22 protein-coding genes and 2 tRNA genes are annotated in these 23,280 nt (G+C 53.6%); 17 read left to right on the top strand and 7 right to left on the bottom strand.

Annotation, left to right across the window (positions count from 1 at the left end; genetic code table 11):
- Positions 1-13: 13 nt before the first annotated feature.
- The 8 genes from J0L72_08720 to J0L72_08755 all read left to right on the top strand — a co-directional run bounded on the left by J0L72_08720 (position 14) and on the right by J0L72_08755 (position 9,356).
- The gene (locus J0L72_08720; protein ID MBN8690859.1) at positions 14-853 is read left to right on the top strand and encodes an ABC transporter substrate-binding protein; all 840 of its coding nucleotides are present in this window, start codon (positions 14-16) and stop codon (positions 851-853) included.
- 6 nt (positions 854-859) lie between these two features.
- Positions 860-1,699, top strand: a complete 840-nt coding sequence (locus J0L72_08725) for an S-methyl-5'-thioadenosine phosphorylase (protein ID MBN8690860.1) — start codon at positions 860-862, stop codon at positions 1,697-1,699.
- Between the two features lie 44 nt (positions 1,700-1,743).
- Entirely contained in the window at positions 1,744-4,032 is a 2,289-nt protein-coding gene (locus J0L72_08730) for a HEAT repeat domain-containing protein (protein MBN8690861.1), read from the top strand.
- Positions 4,029-4,472: an RpiB/LacA/LacB family sugar-phosphate isomerase gene (locus tag J0L72_08735; GenBank protein ID MBN8690862.1), complete on the top strand. Its 444-nt coding sequence runs from the start codon at positions 4,029-4,031 to the stop codon at positions 4,470-4,472. Before J0L72_08730 ends, J0L72_08735 begins: the two co-directional genes overlap by 4 nt.
- Positions 4,473-4,579: 107 nt before the next feature.
- A complete protein-coding gene (locus J0L72_08740) occupies positions 4,580-5,866 on the top strand; it encodes a PDZ domain-containing protein (GenBank protein MBN8690863.1) in 1,287 nt (428 codons plus the stop codon).
- Positions 5,867-7,114: a S41 family peptidase gene (locus J0L72_08745; protein MBN8690864.1), complete on the top strand. Its 1,248-nt coding sequence runs from the start codon at positions 5,867-5,869 to the stop codon at positions 7,112-7,114. It abuts the gene before it with no gap.
- Between the two features lie 94 nt (positions 7,115-7,208).
- Entirely contained in the window at positions 7,209-8,354 is a 1,146-nt protein-coding gene (locus J0L72_08750) for a 2-isopropylmalate synthase (protein MBN8690865.1), read from the top strand.
- A 15-nt stretch (positions 8,355-8,369) separates the two neighbouring features.
- Positions 8,370-9,356: a hypothetical protein gene (locus J0L72_08755; protein ID MBN8690866.1), complete on the top strand. Its 987-nt coding sequence runs from the start codon at positions 8,370-8,372 to the stop codon at positions 9,354-9,356.
- Here the strand turns inward: J0L72_08755 and J0L72_08760 are convergent.
- The 4 genes from J0L72_08760 to J0L72_08775 are packed head-to-tail and all read right to left on the bottom strand — an operon-like array spanning position 9,353 to position 13,304.
- Positions 9,353-10,156: an ABC transporter permease gene (locus J0L72_08760; protein MBN8690867.1), complete on the bottom strand. Its 804-nt coding sequence runs from the start codon at positions 10,154-10,156 to the stop codon at positions 9,353-9,355. The two genes, J0L72_08755 and J0L72_08760, sit on opposite strands and share 4 nt — an antisense overlap.
- The gene (locus J0L72_08765; protein MBN8690868.1) at positions 10,153-11,106 is read right to left on the bottom strand and encodes an ABC transporter permease; all 954 of its coding nucleotides are present in this window, start codon (positions 11,104-11,106) and stop codon (positions 10,153-10,155) included. Before J0L72_08765 ends, J0L72_08760 begins: the two co-directional genes overlap by 4 nt.
- 14 nt (positions 11,107-11,120) lie before the next feature.
- Positions 11,121-12,557, bottom strand: coding sequence for a phytoene desaturase (gene crtI, locus J0L72_08770; protein ID MBN8690869.1), 1,437 nt, complete (start codon positions 12,555-12,557; stop codon positions 11,121-11,123).
- 24 nt (positions 12,558-12,581) lie between these two features.
- Entirely contained in the window at positions 12,582-13,304 is a 723-nt protein-coding gene (locus tag J0L72_08775) for a carotenoid biosynthesis protein (protein ID MBN8690870.1), read from the bottom strand.
- A 70-nt stretch (positions 13,305-13,374) separates the two neighbouring features.
- On the opposite strand from J0L72_08775, the gene J0L72_08780 reads away from it, so the two are divergent.
- The 5 genes from J0L72_08780 to J0L72_08800 all read left to right on the top strand — a co-directional run bounded on the left by J0L72_08780 (position 13,375) and on the right by J0L72_08800 (position 16,116).
- Positions 13,375-13,466 (top strand) — tRNA-Ser (locus J0L72_08780).
- A gap of 401 nt (positions 13,467-13,867) precedes the next feature.
- On the top strand, positions 13,868-14,494 hold the full coding sequence (locus tag J0L72_08785; protein MBN8690871.1) for a lytic transglycosylase domain-containing protein: 627 nt from the start codon (positions 13,868-13,870) through the stop codon (positions 14,492-14,494).
- 45 nt (positions 14,495-14,539) lie between these two features.
- A tRNA-Pro gene (locus J0L72_08790) sits at positions 14,540-14,616 on the top strand.
- A 158-nt stretch (positions 14,617-14,774) separates the two neighbouring features.
- Positions 14,775-15,158 (top strand): group 1 truncated hemoglobin, encoded by a 384-nt coding sequence (locus J0L72_08795; GenBank protein ID MBN8690872.1) that lies wholly within the window; start codon positions 14,775-14,777, stop codon positions 15,156-15,158.
- Positions 15,159-15,174: 16 nt separating this feature from the next.
- Positions 15,175-16,116, top strand: coding sequence for a 2Fe-2S iron-sulfur cluster binding domain-containing protein (locus J0L72_08800; GenBank protein MBN8690873.1), 942 nt, complete (start codon positions 15,175-15,177; stop codon positions 16,114-16,116).
- 5 nt (positions 16,117-16,121) lie between these two features.
- On the opposite strand, the gene J0L72_08805 is transcribed toward J0L72_08800, so the two are convergent.
- A complete protein-coding gene (locus J0L72_08805; GenBank protein ID MBN8690874.1) occupies positions 16,122-17,507 on the bottom strand; it encodes a hypothetical protein in 1,386 nt (461 codons plus the stop codon).
- A 37-nt stretch (positions 17,508-17,544) separates the two neighbouring features.
- The gene (locus J0L72_08810) at positions 17,545-17,871 is read right to left on the bottom strand and encodes an FKBP-type peptidyl-prolyl cis-trans isomerase (GenBank protein MBN8690875.1); all 327 of its coding nucleotides are present in this window, start codon (positions 17,869-17,871) and stop codon (positions 17,545-17,547) included.
- Positions 17,872-17,928: 57 nt separating this feature from the next.
- Here J0L72_08810 and J0L72_08815 point away from each other — a divergent pair, with 57 nt between their 5' ends.
- The 4 genes from J0L72_08815 (at position 17,929) to J0L72_08830 (ending at position 21,742) form a co-directional block, all read left to right on the top strand.
- A complete protein-coding gene (locus J0L72_08815; GenBank protein MBN8690876.1) occupies positions 17,929-18,636 on the top strand; it encodes a hypothetical protein in 708 nt (235 codons plus the stop codon).
- A 13-nt stretch (positions 18,637-18,649) separates the two neighbouring features.
- A complete protein-coding gene (locus tag J0L72_08820) occupies positions 18,650-18,988 on the top strand; it encodes a P-II family nitrogen regulator (protein ID MBN8690877.1) in 339 nt (112 codons plus the stop codon).
- A gap of 38 nt (positions 18,989-19,026) precedes the next feature.
- On the top strand, positions 19,027-20,814 hold the full coding sequence (locus J0L72_08825; GenBank protein ID MBN8690878.1) for a hypothetical protein: 1,788 nt from the start codon (positions 19,027-19,029) through the stop codon (positions 20,812-20,814).
- A 61-nt stretch (positions 20,815-20,875) separates the two neighbouring features.
- Complete coding sequence (locus J0L72_08830; GenBank protein MBN8690879.1) at positions 20,876-21,742, top strand: RsmB/NOP family class I SAM-dependent RNA methyltransferase; 867 nt, start codon at positions 20,876-20,878, stop codon at positions 21,740-21,742.
- A 33-nt stretch (positions 21,743-21,775) separates the two neighbouring features.
- On the opposite strand, the gene J0L72_08835 is transcribed toward J0L72_08830, so the two are convergent.
- Positions 21,776-23,266 carry a DUF1800 domain-containing protein gene (locus J0L72_08835; GenBank protein ID MBN8690880.1) on the bottom strand — a complete coding sequence of 497 codons (1,491 nt, stop codon included), beginning with the start codon at positions 23,264-23,266 and terminating at the stop codon, positions 21,776-21,778.
- Between the last annotated feature and the right edge of the window lie 14 nt (positions 23,267-23,280).

Consider the following 23,280-nt stretch of genomic DNA (forward strand, 5'->3'; position numbering starts at 1 on the left):
CACAATAGAACCTATGTTCCGAGTGCTCCAGTGGGTGATGCTTTTAGGGCTATTTTTGGTGGGTTGCCAGCAAGAAATTCCTGTCGGGGGCACCCCGCGACCGAAGTCATATAAGACCGCTGTTAGCCTCAGCCCTGGCACAAGCGAAATCATGTCGTCGTACATTTTTGACGCTCAGCTGATCGGGCGGACGTCGGCTTGCAATAGCCCTGGAATGGCCGGCGTGCCGATCATGGGCGACGTGAAGCCGAACTACGAAAAGATCGCCAAGGCCAAGCCAGACATCATTGTCTACGATCCAAAGCTGTACAACGCAAACGATATCGAGAAAATCAAATCGCTGAAGATCGACACGTTTGAAGTGACTGGCGACACCATCGATTCATTCATTGATTCGATTCGCAAACTAGCCACCAAGGTCGGGAGCGAAACCAAGATCAACGATTATGTCGAGCGCATTTTGGCGGCTCGCGCTGCGAACCTCGGCGAGAACTCGGCGAAGCGCAAGATCATCATTCTGATGGGTGGTAACGGCGAATACATGGCTGCGGGTGAAGGCTCGATCCAAGCCGACATCATTCGCGGCTGTGGCTACGAACCGGTCGGACCTTCAGGCAACAAGTTCTCGGTGATCAACGCCGAATCATTGATCCGCTGGAACCCGGATGTCATCATGGTCGCTGGCGACGTTTCCCAAGTATCGAAGGACAGCCGTTTGCAATCTTTGCCCGCCGTGAAGGGTGGCCGCGTGATGCGAGTTGATCCTGACGCCATCTTGCGGTCTGGAACTCGTATCGATCAACTTTTATCAAATCTTCGCCCTGCCGTTGAGGGCTTGTTCAAGGAAATCTAAACTAATATGTCAGTTGCAGAAATTGGAGTTTTTGGAGGTTCTGGGTTTTACAGCCTCCTCGAGAATGTCACCGAAGTCAAGGTTGACACGCCTTATGGCCCGCCGAGCGATTCGGTGTTCTTGGCGGATGTCGGCGGTCGAAAGGTTGCCTTCTTGCCACGACACGGGCGCAAGCACACCATCCCGCCGCACAAGATCAACTATCGTGCGAATGTTTGGGCGATGAAGCAACTCGGCGTCAAGGCGATTATCAGCCCGTGCGCCGCGGGTTCCCTGCAAGCGCACGTCGCTCCGGAGCATTTTGTGGTTTGCGATCAGTTTGTCGATCGGACCAATTCTCGCGCCGATACGTTCTACGATGGCCCGATCGTGACTCACGTTTCGCCGGCCAATATGTACAACCCAACACTTCGGCAGATCGCGATTGACGCGATCAAGAAGAACGGAATCACTTGCCACGAAAAGGGTACGGTGGTGGTCATTCAGGGCCCACGCTTCAGCACAACCGCGGAGAGCCTTTGGTTCCACAACCAAGGCTGGGAAGTGATCAACATGACCCAGTACCCCGAGGCTTATCTCTGCCACGAACTCGGAATGGCTGTGGTCAACATCTCACTGATCACCGACTACGATAGCGGTGTTCACGCGGGAGCCGAGGCTGTGGATGCGCACAGCGTCCTCGAGGTCTTCCAGCGAAATAGCGAGCGAATCCGAAACGTGGTTCTTGATATGATCAAGAATATGCCTTCTGATTTGGACTCATTGGGCGGAGCAAAACATTTAGAATTCACGCGCGGAGATGGGCACGCAATTTCTGCCCATGACATTCGTCTGTACCAACAGTGATTCATTTTCCCCGGCGACAACGTTTGCGAGGAGTGCTTGTTGGCTTGGCACTCCTCCCCGGCTTGGCCTTAGCTCAAGCATCGGTCTCACAAGTTAACGGCTCCTACATTTTTGGCAAGGAATGGGCCATGCCCGTCAACCTGGCTCACTGGGGAATCGAGCAGGCCGACGCCAAGCTGAATGCCGACGCGAAGAAGATCAAGATTCTCGTCGTCGTTCGAACTCGTGGCGAGTCGATCGAATCAGGCTCAGAGTTTCGCCAGAACCGCTACTACATCAATCAGTCCGAACTCGACTTTTTGAATTCCGAATTGAAGCGGTTCGAAAACTGGTTTGAAAACCTTAACCAGGGCAATGCCGATCTTCAGTTCGTGGTGCAAGCCGACTCGTCGCCTGTGCTTCAGTACCCCGGCGAAGATTTCTCGAAACTGGTGGATCGCCGAAGCCGAGTCGCCTTCAACGAAGCCACGTTCGAATCGGATGACCAGACCTTCCGCGGGCCGTATAGCGGCGTTTGGATTCTGAGCCCGATTCCTGGACAAAAGTCCGTTACTTCGGGTGCTCTTCGATTCGGCACTCCGACATCCCAATTTTCTTTCATCCAGAACCCAGAATCGGTTGTTCCCGGCGCATTGAGTTCGGGATTTGCTGCTGCGCTCGCAGGAAATCTGGACCAGCGGTCAGCAAGTGGATTCGTCGGACTAGGATCGCCTTACGCAGAATTTTGGAAGACCATTTCGGATGCAGGCGAGGACCTCCGGTTTACGGGAGAACCTGTATCCGGCGCCAAGCCGCCAAGCCCCTACCAGTTCAATTATTTCCCGCTCTATACAGAGGGCGAAGGGCAAGTTTGGCTGAACGCGTTTTGGATGAGCCAGATGAGAGTCAAGCCCGCACCAACGGGAATGCGTTCCAGCGAGCAAGGACCCGTCTACGGATTTTCTCCTTCGGTTGTCGCGTCAATGCAGTCTGCTGCTACTCCAGTCACGCTTCCCGCTCCGAACGATCTGCCTACTGGTGGGTTCAAATCGCGCTCCGTTGAAGGCGATGTTCTCAAGATCAGCGTGGATTCCAATACAAGATGGGGCGCATGCCCAATCGGTAATTTCGCCGACAGGTCTGGCGGTAATAACGGCAAAACGACGATCAAGTTTGAGCTCAACACGGACCTCCAAGACCTGCTCGAACTGCGAACGCTGGATTCCAATGGCAAAATCCTGGCGCGAAGAACCTTTGGGACTGGAACCGGACTCGGCCTCCAACTCGAACCGCTTCAGGCACCTTCCTGGCAGCCGATTCGGTTAGTGCTCGATCTTTCCGGCGCAGAAGTTTTGGAGCTTGGATTCGCTCCCGAGGCGATGGCCTCCGAGCCTCGAAGTCTCGGGCCACGGTCCATTGCGATCCGTTCGCTAGAGTTCAATGCTGGTGTTCCTGCAAGCGCAGACAACGATCAATTCTCGCCAGATTCTATTTCTGGGATCAATGAGCTACCGACCGACGCGCTAGTCACGATGCTCACCGGATCGGCACCAAAAAAGACCTTGGCAGCTCTGGTGAGCCTCTCCAATCGAGAGGTGCCAGCCACAGCGTTTGCGAGGCTCAAAGAGCTCAGCCGAAACGCCGACCCTGCGACTGCGTTTTATGCCATCAAGTGCATCAGCAAGTCAGAGTCTCCTGAGGCCGTAGCTCAGCTCCAATACAACCTGCAGGTCGGACCATTTGACCATTGCCGATTTGCGGCGGCATATTTCGTTACTCCAAAGGCAAATTCTGCCTATATTGGTTCGCTCGCAACGTTCATGACCTGTTCAAGCGCGCTTGCCAGACAAGCAGCAATTGAAGCGCTCGCCAAAATCGGTTCCAAAGAGTCGCAGATCATCGCAATTACGATGCTGCCCGATCCTGATCCAAGCGTCCGCCTCGCAGTTGCAGAGCACGCCGATACAAGCCTAGAACTCATCAATCGAAGACTGCTATTTTCCGCCGTGAACGATCCGGTCGAAGAAGTACGGCTCGCCTGTTATCTGAAGCTCATTCGCTCGACGATCAGCGACTACGTGACGGAAGGAATAAAAGGGGTTCGCGATGAGAGTCCATACGTTCGATTTGGCATCGTTCGATCGGTCACCCAAAATCCAGCTCCAGTTCTCCGAACGATTGCTTTGCTTGGCGTAATCGACTCGGATGCACGAGTGAGGGCAGAAGCACTTTATGCGCTCGCCGCTCTTCCAGGAAACGTCAAGAAAGATGAGCTGGGGCGAATCGCGAGCGACTCCGATCCAAGGGTCCAAGCCGCCTTCGCCGCGCTCAAGAAAGCCAAGGTCATCGAATGAAGCTAGCGTTTTCATCTGACCACGCTGGATTCGAGTTCCGACAAGCTCTGGCCGATTGGGCGCGATCTCAAGGGCACCAGGTTGACGAATATGGCGCAAAGAGCCATTCGAGCTTCGACTATCCGGTCGCGGCAGATGAGGCGGTCGCGTCTATCCTCGCTGGTAGTCACGATCTCGGCGTTTTCATCTGCGGGAGCGGGATTGGCATCAGCATCCGCGCGAACCGATATCCAGGAATTCGATGCGCGCTTTGTTGCGGCGTCGAAAGCGCTAGGCTCGCGCGATTGCACAACAACGCGAACGCGATTGCACTAGGTGCGCGCATGATGTCCGCTGAAGATGGGATCGCAATTCTTGCCGAATTTCTCAGCACCGAACCGGACCCCGATGAACGGCACGCTCGGCGGGTGCGCCAGTTAGACTCGCCGCTTTCCTCGTAGATTCGCGGGTGCCCTAAGGACTGTTAGTCCCGATAATCAATGAGTCGAAAGAACTCTGCGAACGATTTCGATGTTGAGCAGTGTATAAAGGTTTATCAATGGCGAAAATGAGTCCAATTTGGGCAGGTGCTTCGGTACTGCTGATCATCGGCGGTGGAGTTGCAGGCAGCCTCGTCCGGCAGTCGCGAGAGAAAGGCGAGAACGCGATCAACGCTTCGGTTTTGGTCGACAGTCGGTCGCTGCTCGCGAGCACGGGCAACACACCCAAGGATGCCGAATCCGACATGTTCTACAACTTGCTCGACATCCTGAAGAGCAAGTATGTCGAAGAGGTCAAGGATGAACGCGCCCTAGCGGTCGGTGCAGTGCGAGGCATGGTCAATGGCCTTTCCGACCCCGCTGCGGTGTTCATGAATAAAGAGCAGTTTGCAGCCTTCTTGAACCGAGAAAAGGGCGAGTTCGAGGGGATTGGCATCGAACTAGAACTCCGACTCAGCCCCGAAGATCTCAAGAAGTTCAAAGACGCTCGCAAGAAGATTTCAGATTGGAACGCCAACGGACGCCCTGAAAAAGACGGATTGCCCGAAACGATGCCCGAGCTAGAAGCTGGGTCGCTGATTCCAGACGTATTGGTCACGGCGGTTCTCCCAGGCTCACCGGCGGAACGGGCTGGAATCAAACCGGGCGATTTGATCGACGGCGTCAATGATAAATGGGTCATCAGCCGCCGGGAAATCAAGCAGATCACAAATCTCGTGAATGATTTACGCGAGAAGAAGGTCAGCGAAGATCAATATGTGAAGCTGCGCGAAGACTACATGAAGCGCATTGAGCACACGATTTCGGCTTCCCGAGTGATGGATGTTCTGACCTTGGGCAAAGAAGGCACGGTCAAACTCTCTTGGCGCATCGGTGACTCGGACAAAGTCATCACAAAGACCATTGAGAAGCAAGTCACAAAGGTTCCTTCGGTTATCGGCGACTCTGTTCGGTTCTTCGATTCGGGTAAGGCTGAGATCGTCAACGCGCTCAAAACCAAGAAGAGAATCGACCTCCGCAACAGCACTCATGGAAACTTGATGGTGCTTTCCTCTTTGCTGGAGCAACTCGTTCCAGCTGGCACCTATGGCTACATTGCCGTTGACCGAGGCAGTTCGCGAGTTCCGGTCAAGCTGGATGGCAAGGTGACCACCGCGCCAAAGTGGACGCTCATCGTCGACAAGACCACACGCGGTGCAGCAGAGGTGTTTGCGACGATGCTGAAAGCCAAGGGTTACGCAACACTCGAAGGTGGGCCAATGGCAGGCGATGTGACTCAATATGAAGTCGTCAAGCTCGCAGACGGCTCTGGATACACACTCCCGACCGGTGTTTTCACCACGGAGGCTAAGTAAATGAATGGATTGGTAAAGTTCCTCATCGTCGGCGCGGCGACATGTGCGAGTTTCGCTCTCGGGTTCGGTTGGAAAGATATCAAGTCTGGACAACCGCCAAAATCCCCGGTTCAAACCGCCGCTAAGTCCGAGATTGCACCAACACAACTGGTTATGGAGGAGTACCGCCGAATCCTCAATTTGTACGGCGGGGAAGTGGACTCAAATCAGCTCATGTACTCCGGACTGAGTGGCATGGTCTCGGCACTCGGTGATCCGTATACACAATTCTTTGAGCCATACGTAGCCCAACAGTTCGAGAAGATCACGATGGGAACGGAGTCCTTTGGCGGCATTGGAGCGCGACTCGCGCCCGATCCACTGGGGGTCAAAGTGATTCAAGTATTCAAAGGCGGTCCTGCCGAACGCGGTGGCATTACTGGCGGTGACATTATCATCGGCGTGAATACCGAAACGGTTTCTGGAATGGCCAGCGACGATATTGTCGGCAAGATCAAAGGCAAGATCGGAACTTCGGTTTCGCTCAAGATTCTACGAGGCGGCAAGCAAACCCTCAACTTCCAGCTTAAGCGCGGCCGAATCGAACCTCCGAGCGCCGACGGAAACATCTTGGAAGGATCCAATATCGGCTACTTGATGGTCACTGGGTTTACCAGCAAGACGCCACGAGAGTTTTACGAATCGATCGACCGGCTTGAAAACCAAGGCATCGAAGGGCTGATCATTGACCTTCGCGACAACGGTGGTGGATTGTTAGAGTCGGCACAAATGATGCTGGCCCGCTTCTATGAGTTCAAAACCGTGGTCACTATGCGTGAACGTGGTGGGTTCGAAGAAGTCGTCAAAACGCCGGGTGGATACTTGCATCCGTTCAATTATCCGGTGGTTGTGCTCACCAACGAGCAATCGGCAAGTGCTTCAGAAATCTTTGCGGGCGGACTTCGGGACTACAAGAAGGCAACTCTCGTCGGTACCACTACCTTCGGCAAGGCAAGCGTGCAGAACGTTCATCAGCTCGGTGATCGAACACAAGTCAAGGTGACGATTGCCAAGTATTACTTGCCGAGCGGAGAATTCATTGGCCGTAAGGAAGATGAAGACGGAGTCCGAATCAGCGGCGGAATCAAGCCCGACGTAGAGGTCAAAATGAGCCTCCGGCCGAATGTGGCCATCGGCGATCCGAAGACGGATAATCAGCTTCAAGAGGCGATGAAGGTCATTCGGCTCAAGAACCCAAGCGCAAAGTAATTGCCGCACCAAATCCTGTAGGTTCAGTTTGAACCTACAGGATTTCTCATTTAAATCTTAACAGACGCATGTATAATCACCGGTAAGCAACGCCATGTCAAACCGAGTTCTTGTTTTTGATACCACTCTCCGGGACGGAGAGCAAAGCCCCGGTGTGCACCTTTCCATGGATCAAAAGCTGGAGATTGGACACGCTCTGGTTGACCTCGGAGTGGACATCATCGAAGCCGGATTTCCGATCAGTTCGCCTGGCGATTTCGAGAGCGTCAAAACTTTGGCCACCGAACTCAAAGGTGTCACGATTTGTGGCCTCACTCGGGCGAAAGAAAAGGACATCGATGTTGCTGCTGAAGCGCTCGCACCAGCGGAGAGTCGACGAATTCACACAGGACTTGGAGTCAGCGAAAATCACCTCAATTTCAAGCTGCGAATGACCCGAGAGCAGGCCATCGAAGTCGGCGTCGCTGCGGTCAAACGTGCGAAGCAGTACACCGATAACATCGAGTACTTCATGGAGGACTCGGGCCGAGCAGACCGCGAGTACGTCTATCAAGTCGTCGAAGCGATCATCGGTGCTGGCGCGACCACCATCAACGTCCCCGACACAACGGGATTCACGTTCCCAACCGAATATCGTGACCTGTTCAAGGGCATCATCGAGAACGTGCCGAATAGCGACAAAGCCGTTTTTAGCTGCCACTGCCACAACGATCTCGGCATGGCAACCGCGAACACTCTCGGCGGCGTCCTGGGTGGTGCGCGGCAAGTTGAAGTGACGATAAACGGCATCGGAGAACGGGCCGGAAACACCTCGCTCGAAGAAGTAGCCACCGCTCTTTATATTCGCAATGATTTCTTTAATCTGGAGACTGGGATCAAGCTCAATCAGCTTGTCCCGATCTCACGTTTGGTGAGCCAACTCACCGGGATGGTCGTCCAGAAGAACAAAGCTATCGTGGGCGCGAACGCTTATGCGCATTCGAGCGGAATTCACCAAGACGGCGTGCTCAAAGAGCGCTCGACATATGAGATCATCGATCCGAAATTGGTCGGTGCAGATCGTTCTGAGATCATTCTCACCGCGCGAAGCGGTCGTCACGGTCTGAAGTACCGATTGATGGAACTCGGTTTCGATATGAGTGGAGAGCAGTTCGAAGATATCTACTCACGATTCCTCGCCATGGCAGACGTGAAGAGTGTCATCGGCGATGACGATTTGCGCGAACTCGCAGCTCGATAAGGCAGTTTATCGATCGTGCGCGTTCTGTTTCTTTGCCAAAATGCTTGGACCAACCCGGCAGATGAAACCGCGCGTAGTTTTCGCCAGTTCGGCAAGTGGCTCGCCGAAGCTGGACACGATGTTTCTTGCCTGTGTGGCGGCACCTTTCCGCATCTCATTGACGCTAATTTAGAGTTCGAACTTCGCCTTCTTTCCGTGATCGGAGCCGGGCGATATCAGGTCGGCTCACGTTCCCTGGTGATGTTCAAGGACGGAGCAATTCGGGGGAACCTGGTTTGCACTTCTTGGACGGCTGTCGATGACGTCACGGACCGGAGGACGCTCGTCAACCACGGTCAGAGGATCATCCGCGACTTACGGCCCCAACTCGTGGTGGTTAGCGGGCACAGTCCGGCACTTCAAGAAATCATCCGAATGGTGCACGGCGCAAAAATTCCGGTTCTGACGATGCTTTGGACTGATCGCCTACCGCCGGCTGACTTTTTGAAAATGGCGTCTCGCGTAGTCGCCGCAGGTCCGAAACTTGGCGAACGGATATCGAAGGGTGGAGGACCAAAGCTGCTGGCATTCCCTCCGCCAGTTGTGGGTGGATTCGCGCTGAGCGAAGGGACAGATGTCGTGCTCCTGCGCCCGACAGAAGCCATGGTGGACATCGCAGAACAACTATTGGGGGCCAACATAGTAGTGAAAGTCGCCGGGGAACGTGTGGTCGCAGGTGCGCCATTCACATTCATCCCGAACTACCGCTCCGCCGCAGACTTTTTGGACCAAGCCAAGGTCGTTGTCGATTCCGAATTCTCTGCAGTTCTCGAAGCAGAATGCGAAGCTCGCGGAGTGGGTTACGTCGTTTGTGGCGATCCCGAAACGACGATCTCTTCAATCAAGGAGCGGTTGAGCCAATCCATTGACCAATCAGAAGTAGACAGGCTTTCGCGGACGTATGACGCGGGAATCCAATCTGCGGCCTATGTTCGATTGGCCGAGTCTCTCGTCAAGGTTTAGCGATCCTTGGGATCAAGCGCCGCTCGTAGCTCATCGCCCACAAAGTTGAGCGAGAAAATCGCTAGCGAAAGCACCAAGCAAGGCCATACCAACATCATCGGATTTGAGTTGAGATATGCCCGTGAGTCGTTGATCATGCTCCCCCAACTGGGTGTCGGCGGCGTGATTCCAATGCCGAGAAAACTGAGCGCGCTCTCCGCAAGGATCGTCCCGGCCAAATCGACCATCGCTACTGCCGCCAGAATTCCCGCCAGGTGAGGCAAGATATGCCTTCGAACGGTATATCCGATCGGGGCGCCAAGAGCACGAGAAGCCACCACAAACTCACGGTCTTTCAGACTCGCAACCTGGGTTTTGACGATTCGGGCTACCGCTGGCCATGATGTCAGCGATAGCGCCACGATGATCGGAATCAAGCCGGTCGACCAAACGCCAATGATCAGAATCGCAAGCAAAATATCGGGAAACGCAAACATCCCATCAGTCAAACGGAGCAGAGGTTCTCGAATACACTTTGGAGCAAACACGCCTAGTACTCCTACCAATGTTCCGATCGTCAAGGAGATCAATTGAACGGAAATTCCGACCAAAAGCGACATCCGGGCGCCATATGCCAGCCGAGCGAAAATATCACGCCCTTGCTCGTCGGTCCCCAACCAATATTCTGAACCCGGAGGCATGAAGGGTCTGCCCGCGGCATCCAGATAGTTGTGGCGCATGGTTGGCCCCACCAGTGCGAATACAATGAGGAGTCCAAGGAAAGAAACTCCAGTCCAGAATAGAAATTTGGACCGCTTCATACTTGACTCTCCCGGATCCGTGGATCAATGAGCGGCGATACGATATCGACCAGCAAGTTGATGCCAACAAACATTGCGCCCGCGACCAGAGTTGTGGCTTGGATCATCGGCGTATCGCCTTTCTTGATCGCTTCTATGGCTCGGCTACCAATCCCAGGGAGCAGGAAAGTGGTCTCCATGATGTACGACCCAGTCAGCAAGTAACCAAAATTGGTTCCAATCGCAGTGACCACCGGCAAAATTGCGTTGCGAAGCCCGTGCTTCAAATACAGCTTGCTGGCAGGAACTCCCTTTGCCCGCGCGAGTTTGATGAACTCCTGCTGAAGGGTTTCGATCATGCTGGCTCGTGTAAGCCGGGTGAGTTGAGCAGCGGGCCGTGCCGCCAAAATCACAATCGGCATGATCACATAGAAAACGTCTGGTGCCACCCGATCGGTCTTCCAAACTCCGGGAAGAAGGTCGAGGTACTCGGTGAAAAATTTGACAAAAATCGGCGCAAGAACAAAGGTCGGTACCGTGACGCCAAGAGTCCCGACCACCAAAATCGTGCTGTCAACCGGATTTCCTTTTTTGATGGCTCCGATGGTGCCGAAAACAAGCCCAATCAGCGATGCCAAAACGATCGCGCTGGTCGCCAACGTAGCGGTCATTGGGATGGTTTGGCGGAGCGAATCGATGATCGGCTCCTTTGTACCGAAGTAACTCTTGCCAAAGTCCCCTCGCGCAAGACCTCCGATGTATTCGCCATAACGGACCGGCCAAGGTCGATTGAGTCCTAACTCTTCGCGCAACCTGAGAACGGTTTCGTAGCTTCCTTTGTCACCGGCAAGAACGGTGGCTTGGTCACCCGGTGCAATTTCGTCCGCCAAAAATGTGACCAGCGAAATGAAAAACAGGCTGATCGCGGCATAGCCGAGGCGGAGCAAAATGCTTCTGAGAAGGTTTGGCACTTGGAGGCCAAAGGTTACCCAAGCAAACTCGCGGATGCCAGACGCTGCTCGGCCAGTTCCGCGCTGATTAATACCATCGGCAGACCATTGCCCGGCACCGTGCTAGCGCCGACAAAGTACACGCCATCTTTGACGTTCTTTGGCCGGAAAAACGCGCTCTGAAACAGATCATGGGAAAGTCCAAATGCCGCGCCTTTGTCGAGGTTCAGTTCGCCCTGCCACTCGTTTGGGCCGTACGACCTCATCTCTTCGATCAGATCCGGATTCAGACCGACTTCTTCGGTCAGCCGAGTGATTGCCGCTTGCGAGAGAAACTCCTTTTCTTTTTCGGTGAATGGCGCATCCAGGTTCGAACACGGCACCAAAATGAACAGATTCTCATAGCCCGCTGGAGCGCGCTCGGGTTCGGTTTTGCAACTGGCGCAGACGTAAAACGCCGGGTCTTTGGGGAGTTGGTGCCGGTCGAAAATGTCGTCGAGATTCTGTTTGAAGTCCGCCCCAAAGAACACGCTGTGATGGTTCAGCGGGGTCTCTCCTCGGTACTTGATATACAACACCAACGCGCTACACGAATATCGCCGAGGCTTTGAGGGTTTTCGCATCAGCGAGGCTTCGGCGTAAGGCAAATCGGCGTTACTGACAACCGCTTTCGCTTCAATGACTTCACCTGATTCCAGCTTCACCGAATCCCTTTGGATTGATGCGACGGCGGAATTCAGGCGTATCTCTGCACCACGCGATTGAGCGAGCCTCGCCACAGCCTCGCTGATTGCGGGCAATCCTCCTTTTGGATACCAAACCCCAGAGCCGTATTCCATGTAAGTCAGAGTCGCATAGACCCACGGGGCATTGAAAGGGGACAACCCGAGATACATCGTCTGAAAACTGAAGAGCATTCTCAAGCGCTCGTCAGTGAAGAGCTTTGATATCCGACCTCCTAGACTGCCGAGCATATGATGGCGCAGCACCAGAGCCAGAGCCTTCGGGTTGACGAGCGTTTTCCAAATCCCGTCGTAGTTCTTCCGAACAAAATTTGGCACGCTCGCCTCATAGAGCGCGGCGAGCTCTCCGATAAACTTGGGATAACGCAGAGCGTCATCATCGGCGCCGATAGCCTCAATCTGCCGGATCATTCGGGCAACGTTGGCGGTTGCATCGATACGGGTTCCGTCACGAAAATAAGCACGGTATGAAGGATCGCAGAGGGCGATCTCGACGTGGTCCGACATCTTCTCGCCAAGGTCTGCGAACAACCGCTCGAAAGGATCAAGCATCATGAGCAGAGTTGGGCCGCCATCAAAGCTGCATCCGCCAAACTCGACCCGCCGATTGCGACCACCGATTTGGTCGGTCTTTTCTAGAACCAGGACGTTTTCGCCGCGATGAGCCAGCCTTGCAGCCAAGGCGAGACCACCGAGACCCGCACCTACAATCACAATCGGCTTACTCATTCGAGCGATTCTACGAACTCTGCCTCAGCGAGTTCCCGCCAGCGCCGCGATTCCCGCCAGCCCAATAACGAACAGCAAGAAACTGCCGAGGACGAGCTTCGCGTTTTTTTGGGCGATCACCTCACCGTAGCGCATTGACCCAAGCATGAAACTGCCGGCGGTAGCGGTCAAAAACCAGCCGACACTATTGAGGAGCGGTACTCCGAATGCGAGCTCTCCGATTGGAAAATTCGGTTCGACCCAGTGCCAGTAGCCCAAGACCTTGGTCATCGTGTATTCCATCGGAAGATCGACCAAGACGGCGATGAATCCGGCCGAGACTGCGGCGACCGCCCCTGACAGGAATCGGCAGCAAAGTTGGTAGCACGCTGCGGTGACCATCGCCCACGCAACCGGTAGCAAGACCGGAAACAACTGCTCACGAGGAAGTTCAACGACGGGTACCCAGGCGTGGGTGTAAATGTATTTGCCAAATGGATAGCCGGTGTAGAGGCTGCAAATTTCTACCGCCGCGCCAAGGAGAACCAAGGCTAAGAAGGCTCTGAACGCAACTACGAACCCGCGATCAGTTGCAAACGGGGCGAACAGCGCGATGCACCCGACCAAGAGTGTGGCAACACTGGCGATTGGCTTGATCGGGCCAGGATCTAGTTTGAGAAAGGCGGATAAGACCGAGCCGAGCAAGCTAAACAAAATCAGCCCGATAAATGATTTTGTCCAACCGGAAACTCGTTCTTCAGCCAGCATCGAACCTAAAGTTACCTGTAAATCGTCCTGCAGGCAGAAAGATGTTTTGGGGTAGCATATTGCTTCGGCTGGAGAGATGGCTGAGTGGTCGAAAGCGCCCGCCTGCTAAGTGGGTAAGTGACGCAAGTCGCTTCTCGGGTTCGAATCCCGATCTCTCCGCCAGCCTAAGCACATCCGGATTCAAGACGATGCGCTCGATTTCCCCCCTCCTTTTACTTTTGGTTACTGCGATCAGCCAGGCTCAGGTTGATGCACTTCAAGATTATTTGAAGATCCGCAAGAGTTCGGGAATCACCACAGCATCTGGCGTGGAAGCGCTGGAAACCGTTTTCGGCAAGCGCACTTTCGAGATCGTTGGTCATGTCAAAGGATCAATTCGAAGCGGCGAGTCCGGCACGATCATGGTGGAGGCGAGCAACGGCATGCCGCTACCAATTCAAGCGAACCCGGTTCCAGACTGGCTGATCGGAGGCAATGTCGAGGCGCGACTGTTGATCCGCGCCGAGCGATCGCACGAAACCGCTCCGATCCGAGCGACCTTAGTTGGTGCGGTCCCCGAGCACATGATCGCCGCATGGGAGCTCAAGGACAAGCCCAAGCCGAGCACCAAGCCCGTTACCAACCCACCCAGAACTGGCAGCAACGGAAGGCCGGCACCTCTCCAAGGTCAGCTAAAGCCACCCTCGAATGGCAAGGTCTGGAACCTTCCGAGCAGCGACGCGTTGCCCTTCTACCGCGATTTCATCCAGAAGCAAAATAAGCGACTTTCGTTCGCTGAAGCTGACCGTATCGCCCGAGGCGTGATCGGCTTCAGCATTAAGTACGGTGTTGACGCTCGTCTCGTGATGGCCATGATCATGGTGGAAAGTGGGTTCAAACCGAATTCGAAATCTGGTGCCGGAGCGATGGGGCTTGGGCAATTGATGCCCGGCACAGCCCGTGAATTGGGAGTTTCAAACGCTTACGATTCCATCGAGAATCTTTCTGGGATGGTGCGGCTGGTTCGGTCGCATATCGACCGTTACAGCGCGACGACGGATAGTGATTACGAAGCTCTGGTTTTGATGCTCGCTGCCTACAACGCCGGCCCTGGCGCGGTCAGAAAGCACGGAGGCATTCCGCCGTACCGCGAGACTCAAGACTACGTCCGTAAGGTGACTTCTATCTATCGCCAGCTCTGTGGTGAGTGAGATTGTTTGCTCTAGAATCCAGGTAAATTCGAAGGAGTGGGCTCACGGGATGTGGCTCAGCTTGGTAGAGCGCCTCGTTCGGGACGAGGAGGTCGGAGGTTCAAATCCTCTCATCCCGACCATTCCTGCTGCCATTTCCTCATAAGAGCCAATTTGGCCCTCTGTTCTTACAAGGATAGATTGATTCAGAACTCGTCGAAAACATGACGTAGATCATAAAACCCCAGAGCAGGAGTTCGCAAAATTGTCTTGGGCCTAGAAATCCGGCCCGGGAACAACAATGTTAGAAACTCAATCTGAATCCCTCTTCGCCAAGTTGGGCGGGTCTGCCGCCGTCGATGCTGCTGTTGACAAGTTCTACCGACGCGTGCTCGCCGATGACCGAGTCAACCGATTCTTCGAAGGCGTCGACATGGACAAGCAAGCCACCAAGCAAAAGGCATTCTTGACCATGGCGTTTGGTGGTCCAAATAACTACACCGGCCTTGACATGAAAAAGGGCCATGAGCACCTGCTCAAAATGGGCATGGATGACACTCACTTTGACGCGATTGTCGAGAATCTCGGCGCGACGCTTAAAGATATGGGCGTTGCGGACGAACTGATCGCACAGGTCGCAGCCACGGCAGAAACAACTCGTGAAGCCGTGATGGGGCGAATCTAAATCATTGGGCACGGGCATGCTCCTGCTTGCTGGCGAAACCTTGGATGTTCTGCCAGGGGAGACCGTTCTTGACTGCTTGGTGCGGCACCAGGTGGAGGTTAAGAGTGGATGCAAAGCTGGAGCATGCCAAAGCTGCCTCGTTCGAACGAACAACGTCCCACCCGCAAAATCGCAGAAGGGCCTACGCCAAGATCTGATCGACCGCGGCTACTTCATGTCTTGCCAATGTTCCGCGGACGAACTCGCCGAAATCGAACTCGCAGATACCGAAGTCTTTCCGTCGTACGAAGCAAATTTGATCCAGGTGGATCAATTAGCGCCGAACATCTTTCGCTACTGGCTCTCGCCAGAATCACCGATTCCGTTTCGGCTCGGTCAATTTGTGAAGCTCAAATATCACGCCGTTGAGAGGTGCTATTCGATCGCTGAGGAGCGGGACGGCATGCTCGGATTTCATGTGCGATTGATCGAGGACGGAGCCATGAGTTTGCTTCTTCGGCACGCCAAGCAGGGTGGTAGCTTTACGATCACTGGCCCGCTTGGGAATTGCAGCTATCAGGCCAAATCTAAAGAACAGCCGCTGCTGTTGGTTGGATCGAGCACCGGGCTCGCCCCGCTTTATGGCATTCTTAAAGATGCCCTATGCGCGGGCCATTCTGGACCAATTGCGCTGTATCACGGGGCGGCGGATGCCACCGGAATCTATCTTCAATCCGAACTTCTGCAACTCGCGGATAATCATCCGAATTTCAGCTATGTGCCCTGCACCGATGTTGAACAAGACGAATTCCGAACCGGGAGCCCGGTCACTATTTCATTATCCGATCTGCCGGATTTGACCGGATATCAGGTTTACATCTGCGGGAATCCTGCGATGTCCCGAGCGATGCAAAAGAAGGCGTTCCTCGCGGGAGCAAATCTCGCCGATCTCTTTATGGATCCGTTTGAAGCTCAGTAACTGCGCTACTTGCTGCCCAAAATTCTAGAGATTTTTTTCCCGGCGCGTTTACCCAACTTCTGCATTTTGTAGAGCTTCCCACGCAAACCGGTGTAGGTATTCACTGGAACGCTGAGCAATTCCGGCCAAGCGTCTTTACAAGTTTCCACCAGGAAAGACTTGCCAATACGATCTTCCCACTGAATTTGGTGCATGAGCATTAAGTTCTCCTGGCTCAGCATGGGTGCCAAGTTTGGAGCCTGTCTGCCTAAAGTATTTTGATAATTTGCCCATCCACCGAGTCGAATTTCGGCGAAGCTCATGCTCAACACGCTATGGAGGTCGTCCCTCTCCAGTTCGTGGATGTATTTTTCCATCCTAGAGATGTATTCAGGAATAATAGCCAGTCGCATTCGCTTTAGAACTTCTTCAGCTGTAATTTTGCGATCCGGATCATCTTCTGGCTTCTGATAGACATAGCGGAAGTTCTCACCTCCCAGTCCGTTCAAAATCGTTGTCTTGGGCATGTAATCGGAGACAGTTCTCCAACAGTACGCCAACCCGCCACTGATGGTGTAGCCCACCATCTCGAAAAATTGCTTTCGTTCTGCTTCCGTGGACTCCTGCACTTGAACAGATTCCCAAGGTATCCCGGCAATTTTCGCGATCTGACCAGCGATTTTGGCTTCAATCGGGTCAATTTTAGGGCTCACCATAGAAAACGCTGTGAGATCTTCAATTCCTCGGGAGCAGGCCAACACGAATCTCGAATCGTTCCCAGCAGTTAAGGCGAGTACTGCCGGACCGAGTTTCTTTATTCCGCGAATATGGAGGTTGGTATTCGTTGCAACTTTCCGAACCGTCTCAGAATAGGTGTGATGACCGTGGCCCGGATGTCCGCGGAGACGAAAAGTCTCCAACGTGCTAAGGTTCAATCCGTGATTCGGCAGAACTTCTTCGACATCTAAAAACGGTGTAAAACCGAGCGGGTAGTAGCCATCGCTGTTAGGGTGCCCTGTGATTTCGACGAGCCTATGATTCAGATTTGTCGAAAGCAAATATGGGTTTGAGCTGACGACGCCGTCGGAAGGACGAAATGACATGGGCATCATCATCGTGGCGCCGCCTTCGGCATACCCCGCATCAAAATCAAATGCTACCCATCGCCCGCCCCAGTTAAATCGCCTGTTTGGGTTGCTCGCGGGAGAAACAGGGTTGTCGGCATCAATTGCATGACCGATGACGACCGTGTTCCCTACCTCTATGATTGGTAACACTGGGTGGGCAGCAAATGTCCACCCTGCCTTTTCGATTGACCGAAAGTCTTCTGGGACTTGAAAGCTACCGATTGGACCCGCAATGTAGTGGCCGTGCCGTGCATGAGGCATTGTCGCAGGTTCCAAAGTTGCCATAGTCATTCAAAATTATTGGGCAAGATCTGGTTCAACTTTAGCAAGGAATGAGGTCGACACACTCGATTTCGAAGACCAAATCTGTGTGTGGGGGAATCACATGGCCTGCACCGCGCTCGCCATAACCCATCTCGCTTGGGATGTGCAGAGTTCGCTTGCCGCCTTTCTTGATGCCGTAGAGTCCCATCGTGAAACCTTGAATCAGGCTCGTGACGCCCAAGGTCACCATAAAGGTTTGGTTGCGGTCTAGGCTGGAATCGAACTTCTCTCCATCAGTGAACATGCCCGTGTAATGGAGTTCGAGCTGATCCCCTTCCTTTGCTTCCGGTCCATCGCCGACGACTGTATCTTCAATCTGCATCATATCGGCAAGATTATATCTGGTTGAAGGTCGCCGGCTACGGGTAAATTCAAGGCAAGCGTGAGGCAACGTCGTCCCAAATTTTCATCGCTCGCCTTTGCGCCGCCCTATTTCCCTGAACCTGTGGTGGTGCCGCAAAACGTCGCCAGCGATGGGTACGATGCCCGGCTGAGTTTTGTTCGACGGGTGATTCTGGTTCATGCATTGACAGTTGCGATCGCAACCGCGCTCGCGATTTGGCTCCCGATATTCTTATCCAGAGAAGCTGCGATTATGGTTCTATTGGGTTCCATCGCCCTTCTGTCGGCATTTCGAAAGATTCTCCATGGGAAGATCGGAATCGCCCCGACGACCATTCTCGCCACAACAGCTATCATCGTCAGCGCATCTCAAGTGGCGCAATATCTGGAGCGAGATGGATGGCCGGTGATGGTGCTTCCGCTCGGAGTTTTAGGCGGTTTGCTCTACACCATCGCCTGCGGCAGAGACTTTAGCTTCGTGGGGCAATTCGTGCTCGCAGGACTATTCACGGTCCTGGGCTGCTTTGGCATCGCGTGGGCTTGGCCCGGCGCAGTGACAAATCCTGGCCTTGCAGGACTCTTCGGCGTCCTATCACTTTTGTACTATGTGTACGATCTTGCCATGATTTTAAAGCGGCGTAAGTCTGAAGAATGGGCTTATGCCGTGGCAGATCTGTATTGCGACACGCTGAACGTGTTCACCTATCTCTGGCGTGTTGTTCAGCATTGGCGCAAAATGCAACTGTAGGTCCGATTCTTCGATGTACCAAGTTACTGCCATCATCCGACCCCACCGACTGGAGGACGTCAAAGCCGCAGTCGCCGATGTTGGCGTTACTGGAATTTCCGTGAGCGACGTTCGTGGTTGCGGAAACTCACCTGAGCCTCCAATGTTCCTGGCTGGACAAGAGATCAAGATCGCCTTGCCGCTCAAATCGAAACTGGTGACGGTCATCACCGATGAGCAACTTGAACCTGTTATCGAAGCAATTTTGATGCACGCACACACCGGAGAACCTGGGGATGGCAAAATTTTTGTCGAACGTGTTTCAGATGCGATTCGAATCCGAACGATGGAGCGTGGAAACTCCGCCGTATAACTAGCGAATTTAAGTCGTCATAATAAGTGCAAACTGCCATGTTGAATAAGAATCGATTTTTGCTGTCCGCTTTTGCGGTACTGGTTTCGGCCGCCGCCTTCGGCCAGATCAAAATGAAGTGCAGCGTCGCCGATGGTCAAACGATCAAAGGCGTCCAGGAATTTAAGGTCACCATTGAATCCAAGCATCTGGTAAACGATGTCGAATTCTATGTCGGCGACGACCTGAGATCAACCGACGATAGCACTCCGTACGAGTTTTTCGTTGACACGGTCGCAGAGGCAGAAGGACCGCTCAAGGTCAAGCTCCTTGCGTACGACAGCGAAGGTGGTAAGGCCGAGATCATGCTCAACCTGAAAGTGGACAACGAGGTCGGCAAGGGTGCCGATTTCCACGTCGACCTAGGTAAGGACGCTCTGTCTGAAGGCAAGTGGGAAGAGGCTATCATGCAAGGCCGAATCGCCCTCAAAGCCAAGGCTAAGTACATTCCTGCTCGAATGTTGCTTGCCCGAGCGAACTACGGCAAGGGACTCTATGATGCCGCTCAGAAGTTCGTGGAAGGCATTCTCGCCGAAGATCCAAACAACATCGAAGCACTCGATCTGAAGTCTGCAGTTGCACTCGAAAGCGCGTTTGGCGCCCGAACAGGATCGCGCGACACCCAAATCGTCGCCATCGGCAATGCGCTCAAAATGGCGGCAGAAAGTCGGGCAAAGGTGTACACCACTCAATTGGATGCATTCGGCGCCATTAACGAAGAGAACCGGATCAAGTGGGCTGACCTCGCCATTCGCGCAGGTCGCTATTCCGCAGTGATTTCTGAACTTGCACCGCAGTACCGGGCCAATATTCAAAACTCGTCGATCGTCAACCGATATCTCTACTCGCTCATCCGCGCGGGTCGAGATAGAACCGCGATGGAAGTTGCTCAGCAATATGCCAAGCGCGGAGTGCCAGACGCGGCAGGATACGCGCTCATCGCGCTGACCTATGAAAAGGCAGGAGACTCCGCGACGGCAGAATCGATGGAGCGAGAAGCAATCAAGTCCGACAGCACCGATCTCACCGTTCGATCGGCACTGGCTTACCTTGCAATGAGTCGCGGTCGATCTAGCGCATTTGTGCAGTTTGTCAACGACCTCGGTCAAGAAGAAGATTTCCGGTTTGAAGTGCTTTCTTACCGCTCGCAAGCTTCGTACCTGGGCAATGACTACGAAGGAGCACGAAACTACTTCGAAGAAGCGGTTCTGAACGAACCGACAGCGTCTGACACTTACGTTCAGCGCTCGGTCCAATTGATGGCTTATGGCACCGATCCAGGTTTGACTCCAGAAGATCGTGGTTACTACTTCGGTTTGGCGAAGGTGTTCTTGGATGCGGCCCTGGTTGCACGCCCAGAATCATACGAAGCGCTAACCGGCCTATCAATCATGAATATGATGGGGAACAAGGCTGCCGAAGGGCTGAGCTTGGCCCAATCGGCCGCAGCTGCCGGACCAGAATACGCCGCGGCTCACTACCAACTCGCCTTCTGTGCGAGCGTGGTAGCGAACACTTACAACGTTCAATCGCAAGCATTGGAATCCCAAGCAGAAGACCTCAAGCGGAATCGCCAATTTGACGAAGAAGCCAAGGTTCGCAAGAGCTCTGTTGAAGCGAGAGACTACAGCAAGAAGATGTCGAATCTGGCAGATTCTTCGCTGAAGAAGGCCGGGGAATTGGATAAGAAGAACCTGGCTGGCCGTTCGTTGCCAAACCTCAACGAATCTTGGATCTACTACGTTCGATATGGTCGAACTCCGATGCTGATCCCGCCACAGTACTGAGCTGAAGTCAGTGCCAATTAGCGCAAAGCGGAGTATCCGCTTTGCGCTTTAATTTATGAAGATGCAGCGAACGAAAGCAATGATCAAGTTGGCAGATCGTTTGTTTGCCGAACAATCTGACAGAGAGTTGTTCCTCGATACACTCTGTGAAGGACGAAGTCAGCGAAAGGCTGTAATCGATTTTTCGGGGAATTTAGACTGGGTTCAACCGTTGCCCGCGTGTCCGTTCGTGAAGCTTGTCCCAGACGGCATGCGCGTTGGCGAACTTCCGGAGTATTCCAACGGCGCCATATATCCGCTTGATCTTTCCTCCTGTCTTACTGCTTCTGCAATGGTAGCGCTTGACAACGCTCCGAAGAGAATTTTGGACCTTTGCGCGGCACCAGGAGGGAAGACAATGTTCGCGGCGGCCCAGTTTCCGGGTGCGTCGTTCGTTGCCAATGAGGTCATCGGCAAGCGGCATGGAATGTTGATCAGCAACCTGAAACGGTGCAATATTGATGCCGAAGTCTGGGGGGTTGATCCGAAAGAGATCGCTTTGCAGCATCCAGATGAGTTCGACTTGGTGATTGTTGATGCACCATGCAGCGGACAATCGTTGATCGCAAGGGGGCAAGATGCATATGGCTGCTTCTTGCCGGACACCATCCGCGCGAACGCCCGGCGACAAAGACGAATACTCAGCGAAGCCATAAAATTCGTCGCGCCAGGAGGCGCAATGCTCTACACAACGTGCACGTTTTCTCCTGAAGAAAATGAGCTAATAATTCAACAAATAATCGAGGAAAATAGTGATGTGCATGCCGTGGAAGTCGCCCACCTTCATGAATTTCAATCGATTTTTTCGGAAAATAAATGCTATCGACTTTATCCTCAAATGGGCTTTGGCGCAGGTGGCTTCTCTGGCCTCCTTGCGAAAACTAAGTAGGGAAACGAACCATTCGTTTATCGCAGGATCAAATTAGCAGGTTTGAAATGCGGGAGCTGCGCGCAGAAGCTCGTAGGCATTCCACAATTGCCCATAAAGCCACTCGTCGTTGCCAGATTGGAGCGGTTGCATCCCTCCATGTTTCTCGAAGTTTGACTTGAGTGATTGATAGCTCTCATCAGACAGTGTTGTGTCGAAATAGATCAAAAAGCTCATTACCAGCGCGTCGAGTGAAGCGATTTTGCGGTTCTTGACCCAATCGAGCATCTGCTGCCCGCATGGCCCTGCGCCCCATTTCTTCCGCTCGGGATCTTTGGGTTCCCAGGTCAAAATTCCGCCGAATTTCATCCGCCACATCATTGTGTTGGTGTTGATCCAGTCCTCGCCCCAGTCCCATCCGGCTACATTAGGCGGCATCAACAGGTTCATCCCGCATTGCCCGAGCATCCAAGTCACTCCCCCGATTGAATCCATCGCTTCTTTGCTCAAGGGTTCATTAAACCGCTTGCTGGAGCCTCCAACCAACGGCGGTACGCAGCTCATTGAATTCATGGCGCGACAGATTCCAACCAGATAGTCCACCGGCGACTTGATCTTCTGACGGTACGACTTCTCGCCATAGAATTCTGGGTGGCGACCGATCGCATAGAGAACAGCGCGAATAGAACCTTCGGACTTAAGGTAGGCGTTGATCAGCGGTTCGAGCACACGCCGATCTTCTGTCGGATACGCGAAGTAGGACCACAATTTCCCGCAGATGAACTCGGCGCATCGAGGAAGCATCGCGACATGCCTCAACAACGCCTCACCAGTAAAATTGGCCGTCTTACCAAGCACAGACTTCTGTCCAGAATCAAAGAACTCTGGACTGAAACAAAATCCGCTGTACGGCTGCTGGTATTTTTCCATCAGCTCGAGCTTGAGGTTGTTTGAACCTTCGATTGACCAGTACCGGTTGATGCTGCTCCAACCCGTAAAGCACCGCGAAGCCTCCTTGATATCGCTTTCTGAGTAGTGTCCGACCCCCAGTGTATACAGCTCAAAAAGCTCTCGAGCGAAGTTCTCGTTTGGATGGGCTCGCGTGCTGTCTGTCATCGTCAGCATCGCCATAAACGACGGATTCTTAGCGATGTTCTCAAGCAGGTCGCCAAATTTACCGGTCGGATTTGACCTCAATACGTTCATGTATTGAAGCATCATCAATCCGTCTCCGCCCGACTCTTCATCCACGGCAAAATGGTCGTGCCAGAAGATTGCCAGCTTCTCCCGCAGCGGAGTTTTTGTTGTGAGTAGGTGGTACACCCAATGTGACTTCAAGCGCCACGCGCCTGGCTCCGCGTCTTCGCCTTCTCTGAAGGCAAAGCGGAACGGGTGGACGGTATCAGGCTCGGGTTTAGCGTCGATCAGCTTCGCTAGTGTGCCTTCCACACGCAATGGCTTGTATTCGGCCATCTCGTAGTGGCTCGCGCCGAGGCCAAATCGCCTCAAAAGATGCGCAACCTTCTGATCTTCCGTCAACACCATGCTTGCATTCTATG

Source organism: Armatimonadota bacterium (assembly GCA_017303935.1).
In the GTDB taxonomy this organism is placed as follows: Bacteria; Armatimonadota; Fimbriimonadia; order Fimbriimonadales; family Fimbriimonadaceae; genus JAFLBD01.

Excerpts from the sequence above, each read along its gene's own strand:
- J0L72_08810 (MBN8690875.1), bottom strand. The coding sequence starts at position 17,871 with ATGATGCAGATTGAAGATACAGTCGTCGGCGATGGACCGGAAGCAAAG.
- J0L72_08720 (MBN8690859.1), top strand. The coding sequence starts at position 14 with ATGTTCCGAGTGCTCCAGTGGGTGATGCTTTTAGGGCTATTTTTGGTG.
- crtI (MBN8690869.1), bottom strand. The coding sequence starts at position 12,557 with ATGAGTAAGCCGATTGTGATTGTAGGTGCGGGTCTCGGTGGTCTCGCC.
- J0L72_08785 (MBN8690871.1), top strand. The coding sequence starts at position 13,868 with ATGATCGCCGCATGGGAGCTCAAGGACAAGCCCAAGCCGAGCACCAAG.
- J0L72_08830 (MBN8690879.1), top strand. The coding sequence starts at position 20,876 with ATGCAGCGAACGAAAGCAATGATCAAGTTGGCAGATCGTTTGTTTGCC.
- J0L72_08825 (MBN8690878.1), top strand. The coding sequence starts at position 19,027 with ATGTTGAATAAGAATCGATTTTTGCTGTCCGCTTTTGCGGTACTGGTT.
- J0L72_08775 (MBN8690870.1), bottom strand. The coding sequence starts at position 13,304 with ATGCTGGCTGAAGAACGAGTTTCCGGTTGGACAAAATCATTTATCGGG.
- J0L72_08760 (MBN8690867.1), bottom strand. The coding sequence starts at position 10,156 with ATGAAGCGGTCCAAATTTCTATTCTGGACTGGAGTTTCTTTCCTTGGA.
- J0L72_08750 (MBN8690865.1), top strand. The coding sequence starts at position 7,209 with ATGTCAAACCGAGTTCTTGTTTTTGATACCACTCTCCGGGACGGAGAG.
- J0L72_08725 (MBN8690860.1), top strand. The coding sequence starts at position 860 with ATGTCAGTTGCAGAAATTGGAGTTTTTGGAGGTTCTGGGTTTTACAGC.
- J0L72_08800 (MBN8690873.1), top strand. The coding sequence starts at position 15,175 with ATGCTCCTGCTTGCTGGCGAAACCTTGGATGTTCTGCCAGGGGAGACC.
- J0L72_08820 (MBN8690877.1), top strand. The coding sequence starts at position 18,650 with ATGTACCAAGTTACTGCCATCATCCGACCCCACCGACTGGAGGACGTC.
- J0L72_08745 (MBN8690864.1), top strand. The coding sequence starts at position 5,867 with ATGAATGGATTGGTAAAGTTCCTCATCGTCGGCGCGGCGACATGTGCG.
- J0L72_08795 (MBN8690872.1), top strand. The coding sequence starts at position 14,775 with ATGTTAGAAACTCAATCTGAATCCCTCTTCGCCAAGTTGGGCGGGTCT.
- J0L72_08735 (MBN8690862.1), top strand. The coding sequence starts at position 4,029 with ATGAAGCTAGCGTTTTCATCTGACCACGCTGGATTCGAGTTCCGACAA.
- J0L72_08805 (MBN8690874.1), bottom strand. The coding sequence starts at position 17,507 with ATGGCAACTTTGGAACCTGCGACAATGCCTCATGCACGGCACGGCCAC.
- J0L72_08835 (MBN8690880.1), bottom strand. The coding sequence starts at position 23,266 with ATGGTGTTGACGGAAGATCAGAAGGTTGCGCATCTTTTGAGGCGATTT.
- J0L72_08740 (MBN8690863.1), top strand. The coding sequence starts at position 4,580 with ATGAGTCCAATTTGGGCAGGTGCTTCGGTACTGCTGATCATCGGCGGT.